A 25,135-nucleotide genomic window follows, 5' to 3' on the forward strand; every position below is an offset into this window, starting at 1 on the left:
GCCGCATGGCGCAGGCCGGCGCCGCCGGCCAGGCCCATCCCCATGCCCATGCCGGCGCCTGCTCCGCCACCACCACCACCGCCGCCTCGCCCGCCGCCGCCGCCACCCTGGCCCGCCCCGCCCCGCCCGCCGCCCGAAGCGGCGCGCACCGGGCCCTGGCTGGGCACCTGCAGGTCGGCCGGGATCGGCTCCAGGTCGAGCGCCTCGCGGATGAAGCGCCGCAGCGAGGCCACCAGCTCGGCCGTGTGCACCGTGCGGCCGGCCACCATCTCGTTGGCCGCCGCCACGGCGAGGCGCACCTGTTCCTCCGTGCCCAGCAGGATCACGTCCGACAGTGCCGCCTCCACCGCGTCGCGGATGCGGCGCCGGCGCTCGGCGGCGGATTCCGGCAGCGCGTCGCGGCCGGCATCGCCTTCGTCCACCGTTTCGGGGTCCGCCGCCCGCAGGCGCTGCGTGCGCCGGTGCGACGGGTCCACCGACAGGTCGCCCGTGAAGGAGCCGCCCAGCGTCTTGTAGGCGGCGATCAGCGTCTTCAGCCGCTCGTTGATCTGCCGGTTCTCGCGCTCGCGCCGGCGCTGCAGCGTCTGCATGAAGACCAGGCGGATGCCCACCGCCACCAGCGAGACGAGCACCAGGCCCAGCAGGGTGGAGAGGATGGCGGACCAGGAACTGAAGTCGAGGGCGTTGCGCATGATGTCGGATGGTTGGATGCCGGCCGGGCCGGGTTCACGTCGCCTGCGGGTCGATGCCCCAGGCGGCCAGGCGCTGCATGACGGCCGCCTCGGCCGCCCGGGCAACCGCCTGGTCTTCCGCCGACGCGCCGGCCGCCAGCCGCCCCGTCAGCGCCCGCCGCGACAGGTGCCCTGCATCATGCAGCGCCAGCACCTGCCCGGCCAGGTCGCCGCGCTCCTGCGGCGGCAGCCAGGCGAAGGCGGCGCGCAGAGCCGGCAGCGCGAGGACGAACTCGGCGTTGTCGAGGGCCTGCACCATGCGGTCCATGCCGGCGGCGAAGGCGGGCTCGGCGGACAGGGCCTCGCGCGCCAGCGCCAGCAGGCCGGTGAGCGCGTCGCCCAGCGTGGCGGCGGGCATGGACTGGAGCAGTTGCAGGGCGTCCGCCACGCGGTGCGTCGACGCCGCGCCGTCGCGGCCCGCCAGGCTCAGGGCGGCGCCGAGCGCCGCGCCGCGGCTGACGGGCGCGGCGGCCGCATCGGCCGCCTTGCGCTGCCACACGGCCAGGGCGCGCGCGGGCTCGATGGCCAGGCGGTGCGCAGCCTCGCCTTCGCCGGCGGCGGCGTCTTCCAGCGCGGCCAGGGTGTCGGCCACCACCTGGCGCAGCGCGAGCTGGCCTTGCAGGTGCGCGCGCATGTCGACGGGCGCGATGGTGGCCGGCGGCTCCAGCAGCCACAGCGCGCGGTCGAAGCCGGCCTCGATCACCACGCGCAGCACCGGCGCATCGGCCATGCCGAGCATCTGGCCGTGGCGCAGCAGCGTGTGCAGCGTGCCGAGGGCGGGCGCCAGGTCGTCGAAGCGCGGTTCGTTGGCGACGGCCGCCTGCAGTTCGCGAAGCAGCGATCCGCTCACCGCCGCGAGGCCCGCCCAGGCGGCGCGGTTCAGGCCCTCGGCCAGCGCGGCGATGCGGCCCTGCGCCCGGCGCAACTCGTCTTCCAGCTTCGCGCGGGCGGCGTCCTGCAGCGTGGCGCCCCAGGCACCGGCCTCGATCAGCGCGGCCTGCTGCTCGAAGGGCTGGGCCAGCGTCCACACCTCGGTGCGCTCGCCCGACAGCGCCTGCTTCGGGCCGCGCGTGCGCGTCACGCCGGGCAGGCCGAGGATCGCCAGCCGGTGCAGCACGCGGCTCCTGGCGCGGCCGGTGTCGCTGAGCAGGTCCAGTTGCAGCGTGCCGCGCAGCTCGATGCCCAGCCCGGCCAGCTCGCCCTGCACCGCCTGCACCAGCGGCGGCTGCGGCGTGCCGGGCGCGAGCGCGCCGGCGACGTCGCCGGCCAGCACGTCCATCGCCTGCACCAGCACGGGATCGGTGCCGGGGCGCAGGGGGCCGCGGTAGGTCCAGGGCAGCGGCGCGTCCAGCGCGCCCTTGACCAGCGCGCCGGCCAGCGCGTCGAGCCAGTCGCTGCGCAGCGGCCGGCCGTGGCCGCGCAGCCGCGCGAGGCCCTGCGCGCGCAGGTGGACGGCCATGAGGTCGGCGGTCGATGCGGGCAGCTTCTTCTCGCGCAGGCGCCGCATCACGTGCTGCAGCGCGCGCCGGGCCGCGCCTTCGGCGCCGTGCTCCCACATCCACTGGTACCAGGCCGGCGACGGCATGCCGGAGGCATAGCCCGCGAAGGCGTCGAGCCGCTTGAAGGTGTAGGGCACGAGGTAGGAGCCGAAGCGCACGACGGCGCCCTCCTCCTGCGGCGGCGCGGGCAGTTCAGGCTCGTCCGCCGGCATGGCCGGCCACAGGCGCGCCAGCGCGGGGGCGTGGTAGCCGCCGCAGACCACCAGCACCGGGCCGTCGCCCCGGGCCACGGCCCAGGCGATCCAGCAGGCCATCATCCGCTCGCGCGCCTGGTTGCCCTGCGATCCGGGGTCGTCCGCCGAACGCAGGCGCTCGAAGTAGGCGGCCATGCGCGCGGCCAGCTCGTCTTCGGCGCAACCGTCTTCGAACAGGTGGTCCCACAGCGCGTCGCGGCCCTGCACCGCGAGCCGCTCGGTCAGCGCCTGCTCGTAGGCCTCGGCGCGGCGCTCGTGCTCGGCGTCGGCCACGTCGGCATAGCGGTTCTCCAGCGACGCGAACGCGTCGTGCCAGGCCGGCAGATCGATGAAGCGCACCTGCGCCCCGGCCTCGCGCCCCGCGTGCAGCGCCTGCCACTCGGGCGAATGCTCGGCCAAGGGCGACCACGAGCCGCGGTGCATGTCGCCGCCGCAGAGATAGGAGTAGATCGCCACCGGCAGCCGGTGCGGCAGGTACAGCTCGTCGAGCCGCGCATTGAAGTCGGCCGGCCCCTCGATCAGCACATGCGCGGGCCGCAGCGCGCGGATGCGCTGCGCCACCAGCCGCGCGCAGGCGGGGCTGTGGTGGCGGATGCCGAGGATGTGGGGCTGCGCCGCCGTCACGCGATCACGGCAGCCGGTGCCGCGCCTCGTAGTACGCCCGCCAGTGCGCGCCCTCGCGCTTGGCCGCCTTCTGCTCGAAGTAGCGGCGCAGCTTGGCGCGGTCGTCGGCGTTGTCCTTGACGACGGTGCCGGCAATGCAGTCGACCAGGTCCTGCGGCGAGCCCTCGCGCTGCTCGAGGAACCAGGCGCGCACGCCCACGGCATGGGCCACGTTGACGGCCTCGGCGGTGGACATGACGGCGTTGAGGCGGTCCATCGCGCCGTCGCCGCCGGCGGCGCCGCGCAGGTCGCGGAAGGTGGTGACCAGCAGTTCCAGCACGGGCTGCGGCACGGTCTGCGGGATGCCGCTCTGGGCCAGCAGGCGCGCGGAGGCGTCCTCCACCAGCGCCAGCTCGCGGTCGAAGTCGAGGATGGGGAACACGGTCTCGAAGTCGAAGCGGCGCTTGAGCGCGGCGCTCATCTCGTTGACGCCGCGGTCGCGCGTGTTGGCGGTGGCGATGATGTTGAAGCCCTCGCGCGCGTAGAGCATGCCGTGCTCGCCGGCCAGCTCGGGCACGGCCATCACGCGGTCGGAGAGCATGCCCAGCAGGCAGTCCTGCACCTCCAGCGGCGCGCGGGTGATCTCCTCGAAGCGCACCACCTGCCCGGCCTGCATGCCGCGGTACAGCGGCGCCGGCACCAGTGCGCGCGGGCTGGGGCCCTCGTTGATCAGCAGCGCATAGTTCCACCCGTACTTGATCTGGTCCTCGGTGATGGAGGCGCCGCCTTGGATGGTGAGCGTGGACGTGCCGCTGATCGCCGCCGCCAGCAGTTCCGACAGCATCGACTTGGCGGTGCCCGGCTCGCCCACCAGCATGAGGCCGCGGCCGGTGGCCAGCGTGACCAGCATGCGCTCGATGCTGGCCACGGGCGCGACGATCTTGGGTGCGATGGCGAGCTGCGCGTCGCCCAGGATGAACGCACGCGCGGCCTTCAGGCTGAGCTGCCAGCCGGGCGGACGCGGATTCGCGCCGTCCTGCGCCTGCAGCTTCGCGAGCTGGTCGGCATAAAGGATCTCGGCAGGCGGACGCTGCAGCGCGGCTGGAGAAGCGGCGGGATCGGGTTTGCGGGACGAGGCCATCCGGGTTCCTGTGAATCAAGTCGGCCGCCGGCAGCGGCGGCAAGGAGAACAACCATAGCGCGACGCCTTCACGGTCCGCCGATCCAGCGGTAGTGCCCCGGCGGTCCGAATTCCAGCACGCGCGCGCGGCGCTCCATCGAGTAGGTGTGCGTGGCGTCGAAGTGCACGCGGCGGCCGTCGATGCCGCGCGGCGCGGGCGCCAGCACCCAGGAGCCGACGTCGTGCACCGCCATGCGGCGCAGACGCACCGGCGCGCCGCGCTCGCGCGGCGACAGCCATTCGATCCACACGCGCGACTGCACGTGCTCGAAGCCCTCGTCGGCGACGATCACGCGGCACAGGCCGGCGAAGCCCGGCGCCTCGCAATGCGCGCTCGTGAGCACCGTCGAGACGCGGGTGGACACCTCCGGCGCGGCATCGCGGGGCGCCGCTCCTGCGGCAGCGGCCAGGGCCATGCCGGCGAGGGCCGCGCCCGCCCGCCGGCTCATGCCCGCAGCGCCTCCAGGTCGCGGATCAGCTCGCTGGCCGAGATGTCGTCCAGTGCGCTGAAGGCTTCGGGCTCCTGGATCTCGCCCCAGGAGCCGGGCGGGCCGACCTTGACCTCGCCCAGTTCCTGCTCGGGGTACTCGTCGACCATGCCGACGATGATGCCGGGGTCGAGGTACAGCTCGATCACCTTCTTCGCGCCCAGGGGCTTGAGGAAGTACCAGATGCCGCCGCCGTCCTGCGCCTGGCCGCGCCGCCAGCCCTTGTTGACGAGCCCCAGCACGCGGCCGGTAGGCACCTTGGCGCCCTTCCAGCGGTCGAGCTTGTCGGCGGCCTTCTCGGCGTCGCCCAGCGTGTAGGTGTCGCGGCCGATCTGCGCGAAGGGCTGCAGCAGCTCGTAGTCGGCGAAGACCTGGCCGAAGGCCGCGGCGTCGGCGGCCGGCAGTTCCAGCGCGTGCGGCACGCCGATGCGGACCTGCTCCCCTTCGGGCAGCTCGAACGGGTCGTCCTCGGCGGTGGTGAAGCTGCCGTCCTCGGCCACGCGGAAGCAGGAGACCAGCCGACCGCCGTAGCTGCCGCCGCCCTCCACCTCGTACACGCCCCAGATGAGGCGCTGGACGATGTGGCGCACCAGCGGGTGCTCGACCAGGAACATGCGGAACAGCTCGGGCGTCCAGCGGCGGCGGGCGCACATGGCCACCTCCAGCCGCAGCAGCTGCTGGCCGGCGATGGTGCGCACGTCCTTCTTCAGCAGCTTGAAGCGCTCGGTGGCCTCCTTCGACAGCGCAGGGTCGTCGGTCTTCTTCGGCTTGGGCAGGTCGGGAAGGCGGGCCCCCGGCGTGCCGGCGGCATCCAGTTCGCGCACGTAGGGCTTGAGCGTCTCGTCGAAGCCGACCTTGAAGGCGCGCGGGCCGAAGTCCAGGCTCAGCGTGCCCTGCTCGTCCAGGCCCAGGTCGGGCGCCAGGCGGTCCTCCAGCTCCTCGGTCGTCAGGCCGCGCGCCTCGGCGATGGCATCGATCTTCTCGCGCGCCTTGTCCTGCAGGCCCTTGAACTTGATCTTCTGCGCGATGCCGTTGAGCAGCATTAAAGCCACGTCGGAACCGATGGCAGCCAACACGTCCAGCCCCGTGACCGCACGCGCATGCGCCGACTCGCCGGGCCAGGCGCGGATGAAGGGGGTGAGCCTGCGCGCCGTGTCGTCGTTGCCGAACAGGCCCAGCGCGGTGAGCGCCCAGCCCTCCTTGCTCGGGCCGCCCGCCTCCAGCCAGGCGCTGAAGCCGTCCCAGGCGAAGTCGGCCAGCGTTCCGGGCCGGCATGCTTCCTGGACGACGGCGATGCCGCCGTAGACCTCCTCGTTGGTCGGGAAGCTGAGCATCTGGCCCAGGTGATCCAGCGCCTCGTCGGGCAGCGCCTTGCCGTTCAGCAACTCGGGCCGGCGCCAGCCGCGCGGCTGCCACCACTCGGGCAGCTTCGCGCGCTTGGTGGGGAAGCGGTCGAGCGGGCTCTCGTCCAGCACGGCGCGCAGGGCCTGCACCGCGGCCTCGTCGCCGTAGCGGCCGGCCACCTCCAGCAGCAGCGCGCCGTGGCCCTGGGCCTGCAGCAGCCGCAGCGCGGAGCCGGCGCAGTCGCGCGCCTCGCCGGCCTTGCCCAGCGCCGGCGCGACGAGGCCGCAGGCCGCATGCTCGGGGTAGCGCAGCAGCCAGGCCCGGCCGGCCTCACGCACCGACTTGAGCTTGGCGAAGGCGCGCGCCGCGGGCGCGGCCAGTTCGACGGCGCCGTAGTTCAGCGCCAGCGGCAGGTTCTCGCTCGGCTTGGAGCGCACCACCGACAGCAGGCCGGGCAGCGCCGGCAGGCCCAGCGAGGCCATCACGTAAGCGGCGCCGTTGGTTTCGGTCTCGCCGGCCACCGCGTTCCAGAACGGCACGGCCACGTCCGGCGGCAGCACGGGCACGTACTGCGCGTCGAACCAGAACCAGTAGTAGCGCTCCTTCTTGCGCTCGGCCACCATCGCATGCCAGGCATCGACCAGGCCCTGCGCGTCGCGCCGGCGGATGGCGGCGGCCGCCGCCTCGCCGATGGCGCCGAAGTACTTCTTGCGGTCGTCGAAGCCCAGTTCGTCGATGAGCGCCAGCACGTCCTTGGCCGCCTTGTCGTGGCGCTGCTGCTGCCACTGGTTCAGGCGCAGGGCCGCCTCACGTTCGCCCGGCGCCCACTGCTCCACCGGCGCCAGCGGCAGCGGCTCCAGCGCGAGCACGCCCGCGGCCTTCTTCTGCACCTTGGCCAGCCAGGGCGGCGAGGCCAGCACGCCGGGCAGTTCGTCCGCCCCGGCCACCTCGGCCGGGCCGGACAGCAGGGCCAGTTGCCGGTCGATGGCGCCCTGCGCGCCGGCATCGAGCCAGGGCCGCAGGCCGTCGACCAGGCCGCCGTGCGCGCGCAGCAGGCGCGTCAGGCTGGGCGTGAGCAGGCCGGCGTCCTTGCCGCCGGCCGCGACCAGCTTCGACAGCGCCACGATCGCCGCCTGCGGCCAGCGGTCCACCGCCAGCGACAGGCGCGCGAGCGCCGCCTTCGACGTGCTCGCCACCCGGGCCAGCGCCGCCACCGCCTCGGGCGTGCCGATGGCGGCCAGCGCCTCGCCGGCCTCGTCCTGCGCGGCGCCGCGCTCCAGCACGTCGACCGCAGCCGTGCCCCGTTCGACGAGCGCGGTGGCCGCCATCCGGGCGTAGCCCCAGAAGCCGCTGGAATAGCTCAGGCGCACCTTCGCCGCCGCCGCGAGGGCGGCGGGGTCGTTGGCGGTGAGCAGCAGCCAGTGCACCGTGTCCGGCGTGTCCTTCTCGCCGGCCAGCCGCAGCGCCAGCGCGTCCGACAGTTGCGGCCGGTCGGGCAGCAGCAGCGCGACGACCGGCTGGCGGCTGGCGTGCAGCGACGGCAGCGCCGCCTCGATGCGGTCGGCGCAGTCCTGCCACACGGCCTCGGGCGCGGCGGCCAGGTGCTTGCGCAGCGCCTCCTCGCCCTGCCCCAGCGGGCCGCGCCAGCCGTTGCTCATGGGGCGGCTGACGGCGGCGGTGAAGCCGCTCTTGCGGGCCTTGGCGTTGCGGTCGTAGGTGGTGTCGACCTGCACGCGCTGGGCGGCCAGGAACACGTCCACCGCGCCCGGCAGGCCGTACTGCGCCACCAGGTAGTCGACGATGGCGGCGCCGGGTTCGCTCTCGCCGTAGTAGCCGGTGGTGCCCAGCGCCAGCGCGAGCAGCAGCGTGTCGGCCTCCGCGTCCGCGGCAGGCTCGGCCAGCGCCGTGCGGTCCAGCATGCGCTGCAGCGCGGGGCGCAGCGCGGCGTCCGTCGCGCTGACGTCGACGCTCAGCTCCGTCTTCGAGCGCGCCAGATGCCAGGCGGCGGCCACGCTGCGCGGCGTGACGGGCTGCGGGTGGCGGCGCGTGGCGTAGGCGGCGGCGCGGACGGTCTCCGTCAGCCGCAGCGGCTCGCCCTGCGCCAGCCACGGCGGCGTGCCTTCGGCCGCCGGCGCGGCCGGCACGGCGCTGGCGACGGCCGACTGCGCCTGCTCGCCCAACGCCAGCGCGAGGGCCTGGGCCTTGTCCTGCACCTGTGCCGTGCCGCCCCAGCCGTACAGCAGGCCGCTGTTCCTGAGCCGTTCGAAAGCCATCGCCGCGCCCTGCTCGCTCACATCATGCTGGCGCTTGAGCACGGCGGCGGAGAGCTTGTCGCCCAGCTTGAGCGCGCCGCCCGCGATCTCGGCGCGCACCGCCTCGAACACGCGGTCGCACTGGCTGTCGAGGCTCTCGGCGGCGGCAGGCGGTGCGGACGCGGCGACCGGCGCTGCCGATGCGGCTGCGGGCACCGGCGCGGCTGCGGCGGCCTGGGGCTTGGCCTCGGTCCTGCCGATGGCGGCGCCGGCCGCCACGCCCGCCTCCTTGTAGCCCTTGCCGGCCTTCTCGCTCACCAGCTTGGTCAGCGCAGCCGCGGCCTTGGCCTCGTCGGCGAAAGGCTTGGTCTGGCTCTGGCCCGCGGTGCCGATGCGGCCCCAGCGGATGTTCAGGTCGCTGCCTGCCTGCTCCACCTCCCAGAACTTGCTGGAGTTGCCCTCGACCAGTTCGAAGCGTCGCATCGTCGTTCACTCCCCTTCAATGGAACCGGCCGAGCATAGCGGCCCGGCATGTCGATGAATCAGTGCCTACCTTGCGGCGTCTTCAACCCTCGCACCACCGGCATGCCCAGCGCCACCACCGCGCCGATCACCCAGAACACGCCGCCGATCCCGATCAGCGCGCCCAGCGAGCCGAACAGCATCGGCATGGCCACGCTCGACGCGTTGATGGTCATCAGCCGCAGCCCCAGCGCCTCGCCGTGGCGATCGTGCGGGGTGATCTGGTGCAGCATGCTCATCACCATCGGCTGCACCGCGCCGAGCGCGAAGCCCAGCCCCACGGAGCAGGCCGCCATCGTCCACGGCGAGTGCAGCAGCGGGTAGACCGCGAACACCAGCACCGTGACGGCGGTGGAGACGAGGATGACGCTGCGCTCGGTCGCGCGCGCCGCCAACAGCGGCAGCAGCACGCGCACCAGCGCGGCGGCCACGGCGAAGGCGCCGAGGATGGCGCCGATGGCCGAGGCGCCCAGCCCGCGCTCGTGGCCCAGCACCGGCAGCACGAAGGCGTGCACGTCCCAGCTGGAGGACTGCAGCCAGTTGACGAACAGCAGCCGGCGGAACATCGGCGCGTGCAGCAGGTCCCAGGCGCGCGTGGGCGCCTGGCCCGCGGGCGGCGGCGTGGGCGCCGGCTCCTGCGCGCGGCGCACCAGCAGCCAGCAGGCCACCGGCAGCAGCGCCAGCAGCACGAAGCACAGGCGGAAGGCCAGCGGATCGGCCGCCTGCCCGCCGAAGGGCGCGCTCGCGTGGTCGATGAGCAGCCCGGCGGCGAAGGGGCCGAGGAAGTTGGCCACCGCCGGCGCGATGGCCAGCCAGCTGAACACGCGCTTGAGCTGCGCCGGCCCGTGCGCGGCGCGGCCGACGTGGCGTTGCAGCGCGATCACCGTCGCGCCGGTGGCGCCGCCGGTGAGCAGCGCGGCCACGCACAGCACCCCGAAGTGCGGCCAGGCAACAGCCATCGCCGGCCCCGCCACGGCCGCGATCACCGACAGCCGCAGCGGCCGCTTGAAGCCGTGCCGGTCGGCGAAGCGGCCGGCCGGCAGCGCCAGGAACACCTGCGTGAGCGCGAACAGCGCGATCAGCACGCCCACCGCGGCGGCGCTGTGGCCCTGCTGCAGCGCCAGCAGCGGCGTCGCCAGGCGCATGCCGGCCATGGTGGCGTGCAGGCACACCTGCGCAGCGATGAGGCGCAGCAGCTCGGCGCCGTTCATGACGAGCGCACACAGTTCAAGCGCCGCCCTCGTCGTCCGCCCCGCCGGCCGCCGCGTCCAGGCCGGGCAGCAGCGCCTGGGCCTGCGCATCGGGCAGCGCCTCGACGCTGCGCAGCCGGCGCGTCAGCACGTTGGTGCGGGTCTGCGTCTGGTCCAGCGTGTTGAGCACGGTCTGCGTCTGCTTCTTCACCTTGTCCAGCACCTCGCCGAACTTCATGAACTCGGTCTTCACCGCGCCCAGCACCTGCCAGACCTCGCTGCTGCGCTTTTCCAGCGCCAGCGTGCGGAAGCCCATCTGGAGGCTGTTGAGCATGGCCAGCAGCGTGGTCGGCCCGGCCAGCGTGACGCGGTGCTCGCGCTGCAGCGCCTCCACCAGGCCCGGCCGGCGCAGCACCTCGGCGTACAGGCCCTCGGTGGGCAGGAACAGGATGGCGAAGTCGGTGGTGTGCGGCGGCTCGACGTACTTCTCGCGGATGCCGCGCGCCTCCAGGCGGATGCGTGTCTCCAGCGCCTTGGCCGCCGCCTCCGCCGCGAACGCGTCGGCTCGCTGCTGGGCGTCCAGCAGGCGCTCGTAGTCCTCGTTGGGGAACTTGGCGTCGATCGGCAGCCAGACCGGCTGCCCGTCCTCGGCGCGGCCCGGCAGGCGGATGGCGAAGTCCACCGCATGCCGCAGGTCCGGGCGCGTGGCCACCTGCGCGGCGTACTGCTCGGGCGAGAGCACCTGCTCCAGCAGCGCGCCGAGCTGCGCCTCGCCGAACATGCCGCGCGTCTTCACGTTGGTCAGCAGGTGCTTGAGGTCGCCCACGCCCTGCGCCAGCGTCTGCATCTCGCCCAGGCCCTTGTAGACCTGCTCCAGCCGCTCGGCCACCTGCTTGAAGCTCTCGCCCAGGCGCGCCTCCAGCGTGGTCTGCAGCTTCTCGTCCACCACCTGGCGCATCTCGTCCAGCTTGGTGGCGTTGCTGGCCTGCAGTTGCGCGAGCTGCTGCTCCATCGTCGCGCGCACCTCGGCCATGCGGCGCGCGTTGGTCTCGCTCAGCGCCTGCAGCTGGGTGTTGAGCGTCTGCGCCAGCTGCTCGGTGGTGGCGCGCACCTCGGCCAGCCGGCGCGCGTTGGATTCGGTCAGGCCGTGGAGCTGGGTGTTGAGCGTCTCGCCCAGCGAGCCCTGCATGCGCGCCAGTTGCTGGGCGAAGGCGTCGATCTGCGCGTTCTGCGTGCGCGCCGTCTCCGCGCCCTGGGCCAGCAGCGTCTGCTGGAAGGTGGCGAGCTGCTGCGCGCTTTCCTGGCGCGTTGCGCGGGCGGACTCGGCGAGCTCCTGGCGCAGGCTGCGCTCGGACTTGTCGGCGGCCGCGCCGACCACGGAGGACAGCACCGCGCCGTCGGGCGGCGGCGGGCGGCGCAGCAGCAGCCACAGCAGCAGAACGAGGTTGACCGCCGCCAGCGCCAGCAGCAGCCAGGTCTCCAGGGGGAGCGTGTCCATCAGGCCTTCACCACCTCCGGGTTCAGCGGCGTCTTCGGCTGGCCGTGCACCAGGTAGCCGATCAGGTTGTCCACCGCCAGGTCGGCCATCGCGCGCCGCGTCGGCACCGTGGCGCTGGCGATGTGCGGGGTGAGCACCACGTTGGGCACGGCCAGCAGGTCGGGATGCACCTGGGGCTCGCCCTCGAACACGTCGAGCCCGGCGGCGGCGATGCGCTTCTCGCGCAGCGCCGCGGCGAGCGCCGCGTCGTCGACGATGCCGCCGCGCGCGATGTTGATCAGCGTGGCGGTCGGCTTCATCAGCGCCAGCTCGGCCGCGCCGATGGTGTGGTGCGATTCGGGCGTGTACGGCACCACCAGCACCACGTGGTCGGCGGTCTTCAGCAGCTCTTCCTTGCCGACGTAGCCGGCCTTGCACTCGGCCTCCATCGCGGGCGCGAGGCGCGAGCGGTTGTAGTAGAGCACCTTCATGCCGAAGCCGTGCGCGCCGCGCTTGGCGATGCCCTGCCCGATGCGGCCCATGCCGATGATGCCCAGCGTGCTGCCGTGCACCTCGCCGCCGGCGAACATGTCGTAGGACCATTTGGTCCACTTCCCGGCGCGCAGGAAATGCTCGCTCTCGGTGATGCGGCGGGCGGTGGCCATCAGCAGCGCGAAGCCGAAGTCCGCGGTGGTCTCGGTCAGCACGTCCGGCGCGTTGGTGGCGAGCACGCCGCGCGCGGTCATGGCCGGCACGTCGAAGTTGTTGTAGCCCACGGCCATGTTGGCGCAGATCTTCAGGCCGGGGCAGGCGTCGAGCACCTCGGCGTCGATGCGCTCGCTGCCGGTGGTGAAGACGCCCGCCTTGCCCTGCAGCTTCCCGATGAGCTGCGCCTTGCTCCACAGCGCATCGTCGGGATTGGTCTCGACCTCGAAATGTTCCTCCAGCCGCGCGACGGCCTCGGGAAAGACGGCGCGGGCAACCAGGACCTTGGGCTTGCTCATGGACATGAACCTCAGCGGAAGAAGATGAAAGTGGCGATGACGAACAGCGGCAGCAGGATGCCGCACGACCAGGCCATGTAGCCGAAGAAGCTGGGCATGCGCACGCCGCGGCTCTCGGCGATGGCCTTGACCATCAGGTTGGGCGCGTTGCCGATGTAGCTGTTGGCGCCCATGAACACCGCGCCGGCCGAGATGGCGGCCAGCGTGGCGGCATGGGTGGTCATCAGCGTGGCGGCGTCGCCCCCGGCGGTGTTGAAGAAGACCAGGTAGGTCGGCGCGTTGTCCAGGAAGGAGCTGAGCGCGCCCGTGGCCCAGAAGTACGCCGCCGGGCTGGGCTGGCCGTCGGGCCGCGTGACGGCGGCGACGATGGCGCCGAAGGGCCCCTCGGTGCCGGCCTTGAGCATAGCGATCACCGGCACGATGGTCAGGAAGATGCCGGCGAAGAGCTTGGCGACCTCCAGCATCGGCTCCCAGCCGAACTGGTTGGCCTCGTGCACCTCGCGGCGCGTGATCCTGAGCGACGCCAGCGTCACGGCGATGAGGCCGGCGTCGCGCACCAGGCCCGGCAGGCCGACCGGCGTGCCGAAGACGTCGAAGGCCACGGTCGACTGCCATACCCCGCTCATCAGCACCAGCCCCACGATGGCGGCCAGCAGCCAGAAGTTGGCTGCGCCCTCGAAGACGACGCCGCGCGTGTCGGGCGTCGGGTCCAGCGGCATCACGCCCTCGTTCCGGTAGTAGAAGCGGTCCAGCGCATAGAAGCCGGCCAGCAGCGCGGCCAGCATGAACAGCGTGTCGGGCAGCAGGTGGATCGTCGTCCAGAAGAAATCCACGCCCTTGAGGAAGCCCAGGAACAGCGGCGGATCGCCCAGCGGCGTGAGCGAGCCGCCGACGTTCGACACGATGAAGATGAAGAACACGACCACATGCACCCGATGCCGCCGGTTGTCGTTGGCGCGGATCAGCGGGCGGATCAGCAGCATCGAGGCGCCGGTCGTGCCCATCACGCTGGCCAGCACCGCGCCGATGGCGAGGATGACGGTGTTCAGCCCCGGCGAGCCGTGCAGGTTGCCGCGGATGTGGATGCCGCCGGCCACGGTGAACAGCGCCGTCAGCAGCAGGATGAAGGGGATGTACTCGCCCACCAGCGCATGCACGAACTGGCTGCCGGTGGCGGCCGGGCCGAACGCCGCGGCGAAGGGCAGCAGGAAGGCCAGCGACCAGGCGGCCGCCACCTTGCCGAAGTGGTGGTGCCAGAAGCCCGGCGCCAGCATCGGCAGCAGCGCGATCGACAGCAGGATGCCGGCGAAGGGCACGGCCCACAGCGGCGACAGGGCCGCGCCGTCGATCTCGGCGGCGCCGGCGGCGGCGGGCAGCAGCAGCGCGGCCAGGCCGGCCGCCAGGGTGGCCGCCGCCTTCATGCGGCGGGCTGCTCGATCTGGAACACCTGGCGCAGGTAGGCCAGGTACTTCTCGTCCTCGCACATGTTCTTGGACGGCGTGTCCGACAGCTTGGCCACCGGCTGGCCGTTGCAGCGGATCATCTTGATCACGATCTGCAGCGGCTCGTAGCCCAGGTCGTTGGTCAGGTTGGTGCCGATGCCGAAGGCCAGGATGCAGCGGCCGCGGAACTGCCGGTACAGCTCGATGGTGCGCGGCATGGTCAGGCTGTCGCTGAAGATCAGCGTCTTGGTGCGCGGGTCCACCCGGTTGGCGATGTAGTGGGCGATCATGCGCTCGCCCCACTGGAACGGATCGCCGCTGTCGTGGCGCGCGCCGTCGAACAGCTTGCAGAAGTACAGGTCGTAGTCGCGCAGGAAGGCGTCCATGCCGTACACGTCCGACAGCGTGATGCCCAGATCGCCGCGGTACTCGCGCGCCCACATCTCGAAGCCGTAGGTCTGGCTGTCGCGCAGCCGCGGCCCCAGCGCCTGGCAGGCCTGCAGGTACTCGTGCGCCATCGTGCCGAGGGGGATCAGGCCCAGCTTCATGGCGTAGAGCACGTTGCTGGTGCCGGCCAGCTGCGGCTGGCGCTCGGTGGGGGACGCGCCCGGCGTCACCGCGCCCAGGCGCGCGGCCAGGGTGCGCAGCACCTCCTCGTGCCACTCCTTGGAGAAGCGCCGGCGCGTGCCGTAGTCGGCGATCTTCAGGTCCTCCAGCCCCTCGCCCTGGAGCTGCTCGATCTTGGCCTCCAGCCGCCGGCGGCCCTCGGCCAGGTCGGGCTGCGGCTGCGTGTTGCGGAAGTACACCTCGTTGACGATCGCCAGCACCGGGATCTCGAACAGGATGGTGTGCAGCCAGGGGCCGCGGATGCTGATCTCCAGCTCGCCGCTGGCCTGGGGAACGATGTCGATGTACTTCTCGTTGAGCTGGAACAGGCCCAGGAAGTCGACGAAGTCGCTCTTGATGAAGCGCATGGAGCGCAGGTAGGAGAGCTCAGCCTCCTTGAAGCGCAGCTGGCACAGCCCGCGCACCTCCTCGCGGATCTCGGAGGCGAAGCGCGCCAGGTTGATGCCGGGGTTGCGGCACTTGAAGCGGTACTCCACCTTGGCGCCCGGGAAGTGGTGCAGCACCACCTGCATCATCGTGAACTTGTACAGGTCGGTGTCCAGGAGGCTGGTGATGATCATGGTGCGGCGCCGCCGGGCGGCTCGGGCGTTGTCTCGGGCGAAAAGGGGTGTCGCAGCCATTATCACGAAGCCCGTCGGCCCGCGCCTACGGGGCCTCGCCGGGGCGTCCTACCGGCCCGTTTTCGCCCGCACACCAGACTGGATCCCACGGCGGCAAGGCGCCCTGCGCAACGGGGCGCAGCGCATAGACCGCCGGATGTTTCAAGCAAAGGAGTTCGGCATGAACAAGGACACCATCGAAGGCAACTGGAAGCAGCTCAAGGGCAAGATCAAGGAGCAGTGGGGCAAGCTGACGGACGACGACTTCGACGTCGTCGCCGGCAAGCGCGACCAGCTCCTGGGCAAGATCCAGGAACGCCACGGCATCAGCCGCGACGAGGCCGAGAAGCAGGTCAAGGAATGGGAAAACGCCGAGGGCCGCACGCCCGCCGCCCTGTGGTTCGAGAAGTACTGAACGCAAGGAGGACGCCGACCATGACCACGAGACAGCACCTGCTCATGATGGCCATCGCCTCCGTCTGCTTCGCCGGCACGCAGGCCGCGAACGCCATGACGCGCGAGGAATACAAGGCCGCCAAGGACAAGATCGAGGCCGACTACAAGTCGGCCAAGGCCCAGTGCGACACGCTCAAGGACAACGCCAAGGACGTGTGCGAGAAGCAGGCCAAGGGCCAGGAGAACGTGGCCAAGGCCGAGCTGGAGCAGCAATACAAGCCCAGCGACTCGCACGCCCGCAAGGTCGCCGAGGAGAAGGTCAAGGCCGACTACGAGGTCGCCAAGGAGAAGTGCGACGACATGCAGGGCGACGCCAAGAACGCCTGCCAGAAGGAAGCCAAGGCCGTGGAGGCCAAGGGCAAGGCCGACATCAAGGCGATGAAGAAGATGTGAGTGCCTGTACGACGCGCCGCAGCGCATCCGGCAGGGGCACGGGGCGCTGCGTGGCGCGGTCCACGTACACATGGACGAAATGCCCCTGCGCCGCCGCCTGCGGCGCGCCGGCGGCGAACAGGCCGACCTCGTAGCGCACGCTGGAACGTCCGGCCTCAGCCACGCGGATGCCCGCTTCCACGGTCTGCGGGAAGGCCAGCGGCGCGAAGTAATTGCACTGCGTCTCCACCACGAAGCCCACCGTGGCGCCGTGGTGGATGTCCAGCGCGCCCTGCTCGATCAGGTAGGCGTTGACCGCCGTGTCGAACCAGCTGTAGTAGACGACGTTGTTGACGTGCCCGTACAGGTCGTTGTCCATCCAGCGGGTGGTGATGGTGCGGAAGACGGGGTAGCTCCCGCGGGCCTGCGGCGTGGGTCGTGATGCGCTCATGCGGCCGATTCTGCCCAGGCGCCGGCGGCCGCCCTGTCGCCCCGGCGTGTTAGGCCCCGGCGTTAGGCAGGCGCCTCTAATCTTGCTGCAATGCAACAAAAAGGACTTGTAGAGGGAAATCCCCGATGCCATACTTCGATTCATGCTGCACTGCAACAAAAAGAGCAGCGCCCATCCACCTACCTCTGGAGAATTGAACATGGCTCTGACCGCTGACCAACTGATCGCCGCCCAAAAGGCCAACGTCGAAATCCTGTTCGGCCTGACCACCAAGGCCTTCGAAGGCGTCGAGAAGATCGTCGAACTGAACGTGCAGGCTTCCAAGGCCGCCCTGAGCGAAGCCGCCGAAACGGCCCAGGCCGTGCTCAGCGCCAAGGACGCGCAAGAGCTGCTGGCCCTGCAGGCCGGCCTGCTGCAGCCCCTGGCCGAGAAGACCGCTTCCTACAGCCGTCACCTGTATGAAATCGCCCAAGGCACCAGCGCCGAATTCAGCAAGGCCTTCGAAGTCAAGGCCGCCGAAGCCCAGCAGGCTTTCGTGAACCTGGTCGACAGCGCCGCCAAGAACGCCCCGGCCGGCTCCGAAACCGGCGTCGCCCTGATGAAGAGCGCCGTGGCCGCCGCCAACAACGCGTTCGAGTCCGTCCAGAAGGCCGTCAAGCAGGCTTCCGACGTGGCCGAAGCCAACTTCAACGCCGTCCAGTCGCAAGCCGTCGCCGCCGCCAAGACGGCCGCCGGCAAGGCCAAGCGCTGATCCCGGCCAGCCGGCCCCGGCGACCACCACCCGGCCGGCTGCACAACCGACAAGTTGTCTCCTTGGGTCCTACGGATCCATTCAGGCCCCGTCCTCGCGACGGGGCTTTTTTTTGGCGAAGCCTGCGGGAGGGCTTCTCTATGATGCGTTTCTTTCATCGAAACCATCACGCAAGAGAGAGACTTCCATGCAGATCGAAGGCAAGGTTTTCATCGTCACCGGCGGCGCCTCGGGCCTGGGCGAAGGCACGGCCCGCATGCTGGCCGCGGCCGGCGGCAAGGTGGTCATCGCCGACATGCAGGTCGACAAGGGCGAGGCCGTCGCCCAGGAGATCGGCGCCCGCTTCGTCAAGTGCGACGTGAGCCAGGAAGCCGACGGCCAGGCGGCAGTGGCGGCGGCGCTGTCGCTGGGCAAGCTGGTGGGGCTGGTCAACTGCGCCGGCATCGCCCCGGCCGAGAAGACGGTGGGAAAGAACGGCCCGCACGCGCTGGCCGTGTTCGAGAAGACGCTGCGCGTGAACCTGCTGGGCAGCTTCAACATGATCCGCCTGGCGGCCGACGCCATGGCGAAGAACGAGCCCGAGCCCACCGGCGAGCGCGGGGTGCTGATCTCCACCGCCTCGGTCGCGGCCTACGACGGCCAGATCGGCCAGGCCGCGTACAGCGCCTCCAAGGGCGGCGTGGTGGGCATGACGCTGCCCATCGCCCGCGACCTGGCCAGGAACGGCATCCGCAACATGACCATCGCCCCCGGCATCTTCGGCACACCGATGCTGTTCGGCATGCCGCAGGAGGTGCAGGACGCGCTGGCCGCCAGCGTGCCCTTCCCCTCGCGGCTGGGGACGCCGGCGGACTACGCCAAGCTGGCGAAGCACATCATCGAGAACGACATGCTCAACGGCGAGGTGATCCGCCTGGACGGCGCGATCCGCCTGGCGCCGCGCTGAGCGCCCGGGCAGGCACGGATCAATCCTGCCCGCCGGCCGGCGGCATCAACCGCCGGGCGAAGAAGGCCAGGATCTCGTCGCGCGCGGCCACCGTGGGCTGGCCCGCCTCGTCGATCAGGTGGGCCGTCACCACGCTGTGCGGGGAAGCGACCACCTGCTCGAAGAAGGGCGCGAGCCCCTCGCGGCGCGCCGCGCCGTCCGGCAGCACACGCGCCACGAAGCGGGGCCCGAGCGCCTGGGCATAGGCGGCGAAGCGCTCGGCCCGGCAGAAGCGGTCGCCCTCGAAGCGGTAGGCGCGCACGGTCAGGTCCTCCCGCTCCAGGCGCTCGCGCACCGCAGCCAGCTCGTCGGGCGCCATCTCGATGCCGCCGGGCTCGTCCAGCGGCAGCGAGGGCTGCGACAGCACCGGCGCCAGCACGGCCGGCTCCAGCATCATGGCGAGCGCGAAGTTGCCGGTGAAGCACATGCCGATGGCGCCCACGCCCGGCCCGCCGCATTCGCCGTGCGCCAGCCGCGCCAGCGCGCGCAGCCAGTGCGTCACCGGGCTGGCGCGTCCGCCGCCCAGCGCGCGGAACTCGGCGCTGACGCAGGCCCGCCGGAACACCTCCCTGCCCTCCTGCGCGCCGGGCACCGCGCCGTCGCGGCCGAACAGCGAGGGCATGTAGACCGTGAAGCCGGCGTCCCGCACCCAGCGCGCGAAGCGCGTCACCTCGGGGCTGATGCCGGGCATCTCGGCCATCACGACCACGGCCGGGCCGCTGCCCGCGACGTGGACCGTCTTCGTCTCGCCGTCCAGCGCGATGCGGCGCGGCACGAAGTCGTCGAGCGGATCGTCCGCCTGCGGGCGGACCTGGAGGGAAGGCATCGGGTGGGCTCCGTGAATGAAGGCCCCGATTGAACGCCGGGGCGCCCTACACTTCGAGTGTCCGATTCATCCCATTTCAAGCTTTTTCAGCCATGCATGACTTCACCGTGCTGCTGCTGCCCGACAGCTACGGCAGCGCCGTGTCGGCCACGCTCGACATGCTCGACGCGGCCGCCGCGCTGGCCCCGGGCCTGGGCGCGCCACAGCCGCGCTGGCGCGTGGTCGCGCCGGGCGGCGGCGCGGTGCGGCTGGGCAACGGCATGACGGTGCAGGCCGCGCCGCTGCCGCGGCAGGGCACGGCCGCCGCGCGCCGGGACGGCTCGGTGTGGGTCGTGCCGGGCCTGGGCATGCGGCGCGCCGAGGACCTGGCCCGGCGCCTGGCCGGCGACGACGCCCGGCAGGCGGCACGGGCGCTGGCGCGCCACGCGGCGAACGGCGGCGCCGTGGCCGCCGGCTGCTCGGCCGTGTTCCTGCTGCAGGCCGCCGGCCTGCTGAAGGCGCGCCGGGTGACCACCACCTGGTGGCTGGCCGCCACGCTGCGCGGCATCGAGCCCGACTGCACGGTCGATGCGGACCGCATGGTCTGCAGCGACGGGCCGGTGCACACGGCCGGCGCCGCCTTCGCGCAGGCCGACCTGATGCTGCACCTGCTGCGCCTGCGCTGCGGCGCGCCGCTGGCCGAGGCCGTCGGCCGCGTGCTACTGATCGACGGGCGGCAGGCGCAGGCGCCCTACGTGATGCCGGCGCTGATGGCCGGCGGCCACGAGCTGATCCGGCGCCTGAGCGCCCATATCGAGGCCGCCCTGCCGACGCCGCCCGGCGTCGCGGCCCTGGCCCGCGCCTTCGCCATGTCGCCGCGCACCCTCTCGCGACAGGTGCGCGCGGCCACGGGCCACGGCACGCTGGCGCTGGTGCAGCAGGTGCGGCTGCACCGGGCCCGCGCCCTGCTCGAAGGCAGCCGGCTGAGCATCGAGCAGATCGCGGCCCAGGTCGGCTACGAGGACGCGACGGCCCTGCGCCGGCTCATGCGCAAGCGCACCGGCGCGCCGCCGAGCCGCTTCCGGCGGGCCGCGGCCGCCGCCGGGTGAGCGCTGCTACAGGGACGCCTTCCTCACCAGCGTGCGCCGCGCCATGCGCTCGTGGCGGGCGATCACCTGGGCGCCGAACAGCACCAGCGTGGCGGCGATCTCCAAGCTCAGCAGCACCACGATCGCCGTGGTGAGCGAGCCGTAGACCACGTTGACCTGCGACAGGGTCGAGAAGTACCAGACCAGCACACGGCGCGTCAGCTCCCACAGCAGCGCCGCCGTCACGCCGCCAATCAGCGCGTGGCGGAACGACAGGCGCCCCACCGGCATCACGAGGTAGAGGGAGGTGAGCATGAAGATCTCGCCCGCCAGCCCCAGCAGGTAGAGCAGCACCCCCGAGACGCCGCTGAGCGACCAGCTGCGGCCCAGCAGCTCCACCTGCTCCTGCCCGATCAGCTGCAGCGCGCCGGACACCAGGGTGACCAGCAGCAGCCCGAAGCACAGGCACAGGATGTAGAGGTAGGGCATGACGACCGACACCAGCACGTGCCGCCCGTGTGTCGCCTTGCGGTGGTGGAAGATCATCGCCATCGCGCTCTCCAGCACCGTGAAGGCCAGGGAGCTGAAGAACACCATCGTCACCAGCAGCACCGGCCCCATGAGGTCGCGGTGGTCGAGGAAGTTCGCCAGCTCGTGCACCACCGCGTCCGACTGGCCCGGCAGCAGCCAGGCGAGGTAGCGGCCGATGGTGGACAGCAGCAGGTCCTGCGGCAGCACGTGCGACAGCGCGATCACGCTCAGGATCAGCAGTGGCACGATGGACAGCAGCGCGTAGTAGGCCACCGCCCCGGCCAGCAGCAGCCCCTGGTTGGCGCGGAACTCCTTGACGGCCTGCCACATGAAGCCGGGCGGGTTGCGCCAGAGCGTGGCGCCGTCGGCCGCGGCGGACGCGGGCGCATCGGTCGGCGTGGAGCGGTCGGGCATCGTGGCCGGCAGTATGCCGCCGCGCCCGCGCACGGCGGCGTAGGAGCGCCTTGCGTATCATCGACCGCCCCTTCTGCCTGCCCGCCCGCGCCGCCATGGCGATCCCCCAGACCTTCATCCAGGAGCTCATCGCCCGCGCCGACATCGTCGAGATCGTCGGCCGCTACGTGCAGCTCAAGAAGGGCGGCGCCAACTTCATGGGGCTGTGCCCCTTCCACGGCGAGAAATCGCCCTCCTTCTCCGTCAGCCCGACCAAGCAGTTCTATCACTGCTTCGGCTGCGGGGCGCACGGCAACGCCATCGGCTTCCTGATGGAGCACACGGGCATGGGCTTCCGCGAGGCGGTGCAGGACCTGGCCGGCCAGCTCGGCATGCAGGTGCCGGAGGACGACGCCAGCCCTGCCGAGCGCGAGCGCGCCGCCGCCGCGCGCCAAAAGCAGGCCACCCTGACCGACGTACTGGAGAAGGCCGGCGAGGCCTACCGCAGGCACCTGAAGACCTCGCCCCGCGCCGTCGAGTACCTCAAGGGCCGCGGCCTGTCGGGCGCGGTGGCGCGCGACTTCGGGCTGGGCTACGCGCCCGAGGGCTGGCGCGCGCTGGCCAGCGTGTTCCCCGCCTACGACGACCCGCTGCTGGCCGAGAGCGGCCTGGTCATCGTGAGCGAGGAGGAGGAAGGCCGGCGCTACGACCGCTTCCGCGACCGGATCATGTTCCCGATCCGCAACGTCAAGGGCGAGTGCATCGGCTTCGGCGGCCGCGTGCTGGGCGACGAGAAGCCCAAGTACCTGAACTCGCCCGAAACGCCGGTGTTCAGCAAGGGCCGCGAGCTGTACGGCCTGTTCGAGGCCCGCGCCGCGCTGCGCGACAAGGGCTACGCGCTGGTGACCGAGGGCTACATGGACGTGGTGGCGCTGGCGCAGCTGGGCTTTCCCAACGCGGTGGCCACGCTGGGCACGGCCTGCACCGCGGACCACGTGCAGAAGCTGTTCCGCTTCACCGACGCGGTGGTGTTCAGCTTCGACGGCGACGACGCGGGCCGCCGCGCCGCGCGCAAGGCGCTGGACGCCGCCCTGCCCTTCGCCACCGACGTGCGCAGCGTCAAGTTCCTGTTCCTGCCGCCCGAGCACGATCCGGACAGCTTCATCCGCGAGCACGGCGCCGAGGCCTTCGCCCGCTTCGTCGGCGAGGCGATCCCGCTGTCGCGCTTCCTGGTCGAGTCGGCGCGCGAGGGCTGCGACCTCGCCACCGCCGAGGGCCGCGCCCACCTGGCCGCCAACGCGCGGCCGCTGTGGACGGCGCTGCCCGACGGCGCGCTCAAGCGGCAGATGCTGGGCGAACTGGCCGAGCTGGTGCAGCTGGACGCGCGCGAGCTGGGGCAGCTCTGGTCCGCCGGCGCCGGCGGGGCGCGCCCCGCGGCGGCGGCGCCGGCGCCCGACGACCGGCATCGGCACGACGCGCGCCCGCGGCCGTTCGGCTCCTCGTCGCAGCGCAGGGCAGCGCCGCCGCCCCCGGCCCTGCGCGGGCGCGGCCAGCCGCCCTCGCGCGCCGACGTGGCGCTACGCCTGCTGCTGGCCCATCCGCAGGAGTGGGAGGCGCTGTCGCACGAGATGCACGCCCTGCTGTGCGCCCTGCCCGGCGCGCACGGCGAGTTCTTCACCTGGCTGGACGGCCAGGTGCACGAGCACGGCATCCAGCCCTTCGCAGCCCTGCGCGAGGGGCTGCGCGGGCAGCCCTTCGAGCCGCTGGTCGAGCGGCTGGCCGCCGGGCCGCAGTTCACGGCCGAGGACGGCGAGGCGCCGGCCGAGGAGGCCCTGGCCGAGTTGCGCAACGTGCTGGACTTCATGCTCGACGAGCGGCTCAAGGCCGAGCAGACGGCGGTATTGGCCACGGTGGGCAGCGACCCGCAGGCGCTGGAGCGCTACAAGGCGCTGGAGCGGCGCCGGCTGGAGCTGCGCCACCGGCTGCGCCGCCAGCCATGAAAATCCCCCTCTTGCGCTGCAGCGCGCTATAATGTAAGGCTTCGCAACCGGCAAGAGCGACAGCGGCACCTCCGGCCCGGCCCGGCGTCCAAGCAGGACGCAGCATCCCAGCAGCAGGGATCAGGGCCCCTCCCGGCACCCCCGGGAGGATCACCGCAAGGACCGCACACCAAATGTTCGCCCACCCATCTTGCCCTGCGGACGGTGCGCCCGCGGCCTCGCCGCTTGCGTGCGCGCTTTCCGGCCCCAGTTGAATCATTCCTGCATGCCCGGTGCTTCAGGCGCCCGTGTTCCGTTCGTTCGCCCGTTTTCTTGTTCCGAGAGGTTCTATGCCGAGTTCCAAGAAGCCAGCAGCCACGTCACCCGCCAAGAGCGCTGCCAAGCCAGCCGCCAAGTCCGCCAGGACCGCGGCCTCCACCGCCACCAAGGCGGCGGCCCGGCCGGCAGCAGGAACCGCCAAGACGGCCCCCGCCGCCAAGTCCAAGACCGTGACCAAGAAAACTCCCGACGCTGAAACCAGGAAGGCCGCCGCCGCAGCAGCCGTTGCCGACGCCGCCACCGCCACCGCTCCCGCCAAGAAGAAGCCCGGCCGCCCGCCCAAGGCCGAGGGCGCCACCAAGCCCGCCGCCGGCGGCGCCAAGCGCGGCCGCAAGCCGAAGACCGACGCCGCCAAGGGCAAGCCCGAGGTCGACGAGGAGGACTTCTCCGACGTCGAGGCCGAATTCGCCGAGGAAGAACCGGCGCCGGCCGCCGAGGCCGCCACAGCCGAGAAGGCCAAGCCCCTGCGCATGAAGATCAGCAAGGCCAAGGAACGGGCCTTGATGAAGGAGTTCGGCCTCGACGAGACCGTGCTCAGCGAAGAGGACATGGCCAAGCGCCGCCAGCGCCTGAAGGCGCTGATCACGCTGGGCAAGACGCGCGGCTACCTGACGCAGGGCGAGATCTCCGACCACCTGCCCGACAAGCTGGTCGATGCCGAGACGATGGAAGTCGTGGTCGCCATGCTGGGCGACCTGGGCGTGGCCGTGTACGAGCAGACGCCCGACGCCGAGACCCTGCTGCTGAACAACACCGCGCCCACCGCCACCACGGTGGAAGAGGCGGAAGAGGAAGCCGAGGCCGCCCTGTCCACCGTGGACAGCGAGTTCGGCCGCACCACCGACCCGGTGCGCATGTACATGCGCGAGATGGGCACGGTGGAGCTGCTCACGCGCGAGGGCGAGATCGAGATCGCCAAGCGCATCGAGGGCGGCCTGCAGGACATGATGGAGGCCATCAGCGCCTCGCCCGCGACCATCGCCGAGATCCTGAAGATGGCCGGCGAGATCCGCGAGGGCAAGGTCGTCATCTCCACCATCGTGGACGGCTTCTCCAACCCCAACGAGGCCGACGACTACGTGGCCGAGGAGGACTACGACGAGTTCGACGCCGAGGACGACGACGACGGCAACGGCGGCTCCAAGGCGCTGACCAAGAAGCTCGAGGAGATGAAGAACGAGGCGCTCGCGCGCTTCGACCGCATCGCCGACCTGTTCGAGAAGGTCCACAGGATCTACGACAAGGAAGGCTACGGCACGCCGGCTTACGTCAAGGCGCAGCACGCCCTGTCGGAAGAGCTGATGACCATCCGCTTCACCGCCCGCACCATCGAGAAGCTGTGCGACATGGTGCGCACGCAGGTGGACGAGGTGCGCAAGAAGGAGCGCGAGCTGCGCCGCATCATCGTGGACAAGTGCGGCTACCCGCAGGAGCAGTTCGTCGCCGAGTTCTCGGGCGTGGACAGGAACGGCAACAAGGCCGCCTCCAACCTGCTGAACCTCAAGTGGATCGAGAAGCAGGCCGCCGCCGGCAAGTCCTGGAGCGCGGTGATGGAGCGCAACATCCCGCCGGTGCAGGAGCTGCAGCAGCAGCTCATCGACATCCAGGCGCAGGTGGTGGTGCCGCTGACCGAGCTGAAGGAAATCAACCGCCGCATGAACCAGGGCGAGGCCAACTCGCGCGAGGCCAAGAAGGAGATGATCGAGGCCAACCTGCGGCTGGTGATCTCCATCGCCAAGAAGTACACCAACCGCGGCCTGCAGTTCCTCGACC

The 25,135-nt window shown here is 71.9% G+C and carries 20 protein-coding genes; 7 read left to right on the plus strand and 13 right to left on the minus strand.

The genetic code is table 11. The features are described 5' to 3' along the window. The 10 genes from ACIY1X_RS03985 to pncB form a co-directional block, all read right to left on the minus strand. Positions 1–692 (minus strand): hypothetical protein (locus tag ACIY1X_RS03985; protein WP_399678150.1); only part of this gene is annotated, 692 nt, incomplete at its 3' end. A 34-nt stretch (positions 693–726) separates the two neighbouring features. After that, a complete protein-coding gene (locus tag ACIY1X_RS03990; RefSeq protein ID WP_399678151.1) occupies positions 727–3,108 on the minus strand; it encodes a DUF5682 family protein in 2,382 nt (793 codons plus the stop codon). A gap of 4 nt (positions 3,109–3,112) precedes the next feature. After that, on the minus strand, positions 3,113–4,228 hold the full coding sequence (locus ACIY1X_RS03995; RefSeq protein WP_399678152.1) for an AAA family ATPase: 1,116 nt from the start codon (positions 4,226–4,228) through the stop codon (positions 3,113–3,115). 68 nt (positions 4,229–4,296) lie between these two features. Continuing rightward, a complete protein-coding gene (locus tag ACIY1X_RS04000) occupies positions 4,297–4,716 on the minus strand; it encodes a hypothetical protein (protein WP_038209375.1) in 420 nt (139 codons plus the stop codon). Then, on the minus strand, positions 4,713–8,834 hold the full coding sequence (locus tag ACIY1X_RS04005) for a WGR and DUF4132 domain-containing protein (RefSeq protein ID WP_399678154.1): 4,122 nt from the start codon (positions 8,832–8,834) through the stop codon (positions 4,713–4,715). The genes ACIY1X_RS04000 and ACIY1X_RS04005 overlap by 4 nt, the downstream gene beginning before the upstream one ends. A 59-nt stretch (positions 8,835–8,893) precedes the next feature. After that, on the minus strand, positions 8,894–10,084 hold the full coding sequence (locus ACIY1X_RS04010; protein ID WP_399678156.1) for an MFS transporter: 1,191 nt from the start codon (positions 10,082–10,084) through the stop codon (positions 8,894–8,896). A gap of 16 nt (positions 10,085–10,100) precedes the next feature. Then, positions 10,101–11,561, minus strand: coding sequence for a DNA recombination protein RmuC (gene rmuC, locus ACIY1X_RS04015; RefSeq protein ID WP_399678157.1), 1,461 nt, complete (start codon positions 11,559–11,561; stop codon positions 10,101–10,103). Beyond that, positions 11,561–12,544 carry a 2-hydroxyacid dehydrogenase gene (locus tag ACIY1X_RS04020; RefSeq protein ID WP_399678158.1) on the minus strand — a complete coding sequence of 328 codons (984 nt, stop codon included), beginning with the start codon at positions 12,542–12,544 and terminating at the stop codon, positions 11,561–11,563. The genes rmuC and ACIY1X_RS04020 overlap by 1 nt, the downstream gene beginning before the upstream one ends. A gap of 11 nt (positions 12,545–12,555) precedes the next feature. After that, on the minus strand, positions 12,556–13,965 hold the full coding sequence (locus ACIY1X_RS04025; RefSeq protein ID WP_399678159.1) for a sodium:proton antiporter: 1,410 nt from the start codon (positions 13,963–13,965) through the stop codon (positions 12,556–12,558). Continuing rightward, positions 13,962–15,173: a nicotinate phosphoribosyltransferase gene (gene pncB, locus ACIY1X_RS04030; protein ID WP_399678160.1), complete on the minus strand. Its 1,212-nt coding sequence runs from the start codon at positions 15,171–15,173 to the stop codon at positions 13,962–13,964. Before pncB ends, ACIY1X_RS04025 begins: the two co-directional genes overlap by 4 nt. Before the next feature lie 220 nt (positions 15,174–15,393). Here pncB and ACIY1X_RS04035 point away from each other — a divergent pair, with 220 nt between their 5' ends. Together ACIY1X_RS04035 and ACIY1X_RS04040 are read left to right on the plus strand one after the other, a co-directional pair. Then, complete coding sequence (locus ACIY1X_RS04035) at positions 15,394–15,627, plus strand: CsbD family protein (RefSeq protein WP_399678162.1); 234 nt, start codon at positions 15,394–15,396, stop codon at positions 15,625–15,627. A gap of 20 nt (positions 15,628–15,647) precedes the next feature. Beyond that, on the plus strand, positions 15,648–16,061 hold the full coding sequence (locus ACIY1X_RS04040; protein ID WP_399678164.1) for a hypothetical protein: 414 nt from the start codon (positions 15,648–15,650) through the stop codon (positions 16,059–16,061). Here ACIY1X_RS04040 and ACIY1X_RS04045 read toward each other — a convergent pair. After that, a complete protein-coding gene (locus ACIY1X_RS04045; RefSeq protein ID WP_399678165.1) occupies positions 16,039–16,491 on the minus strand; it encodes an acyl-CoA thioesterase in 453 nt (150 codons plus the stop codon). The two genes, ACIY1X_RS04040 and ACIY1X_RS04045, sit on opposite strands and share 23 nt — an antisense overlap. A gap of 199 nt (positions 16,492–16,690) precedes the next feature. On the opposite strand from ACIY1X_RS04045, the gene phaP reads away from it, so the two are divergent. Together phaP and ACIY1X_RS04055 are read left to right on the plus strand one after the other, a co-directional pair. Next, positions 16,691–17,242: a TIGR01841 family phasin gene (phaP, locus tag ACIY1X_RS04050; protein WP_038209339.1), complete on the plus strand. Its 552-nt coding sequence runs from the start codon at positions 16,691–16,693 to the stop codon at positions 17,240–17,242. 187 nt (positions 17,243–17,429) lie between these two features. Then, a complete protein-coding gene (locus tag ACIY1X_RS04055; RefSeq protein ID WP_399678167.1) occupies positions 17,430–18,188 on the plus strand; it encodes a 3-hydroxyacyl-CoA dehydrogenase in 759 nt (252 codons plus the stop codon). A 19-nt stretch (positions 18,189–18,207) separates the two neighbouring features. On the opposite strand, the gene ACIY1X_RS04060 is transcribed toward ACIY1X_RS04055, so the two are convergent. Continuing rightward, complete coding sequence (locus tag ACIY1X_RS04060) at positions 18,208–19,053, minus strand: dienelactone hydrolase family protein (RefSeq protein ID WP_399678169.1); 846 nt, start codon at positions 19,051–19,053, stop codon at positions 18,208–18,210. 92 nt (positions 19,054–19,145) lie between these two features. Between ACIY1X_RS04060 and ACIY1X_RS04065 the strand changes: the two genes are divergently transcribed. Then, the gene (locus ACIY1X_RS04065; RefSeq protein WP_399678171.1) at positions 19,146–20,141 is read left to right on the plus strand and encodes a GlxA family transcriptional regulator; all 996 of its coding nucleotides are present in this window, start codon (positions 19,146–19,148) and stop codon (positions 20,139–20,141) included. A gap of 6 nt (positions 20,142–20,147) precedes the next feature. Here the strand turns inward: ACIY1X_RS04065 and ACIY1X_RS04070 are convergent, their stop codons facing one another. Beyond that, the gene (locus tag ACIY1X_RS04070; RefSeq protein ID WP_399678179.1) at positions 20,148–20,981 is read right to left on the minus strand and encodes a YihY/virulence factor BrkB family protein; all 834 of its coding nucleotides are present in this window, start codon (positions 20,979–20,981) and stop codon (positions 20,148–20,150) included. A 179-nt stretch (positions 20,982–21,160) separates the two neighbouring features. On the opposite strand from ACIY1X_RS04070, the gene dnaG reads away from it, so the two are divergent. Further along, a complete protein-coding gene (gene dnaG, locus ACIY1X_RS04075) occupies positions 21,161–23,044 on the plus strand; it encodes a DNA primase (protein ID WP_399678181.1) in 1,884 nt (627 codons plus the stop codon). A gap of 329 nt (positions 23,045–23,373) precedes the next feature. After that, positions 23,374–25,135 (plus strand): RNA polymerase sigma factor region1.1 domain-containing protein (locus ACIY1X_RS04080; protein ID WP_399678173.1); only part of this gene is annotated, 1,762 nt, incomplete at its 3' end.

The sequence above is a fragment of the Xenophilus sp. genome, from assembly GCF_044462705.1.
GTDB classification, from domain to species: Bacteria; Pseudomonadota; Gammaproteobacteria; order Burkholderiales; family Burkholderiaceae_C; genus Xenophilus; species Xenophilus azovorans.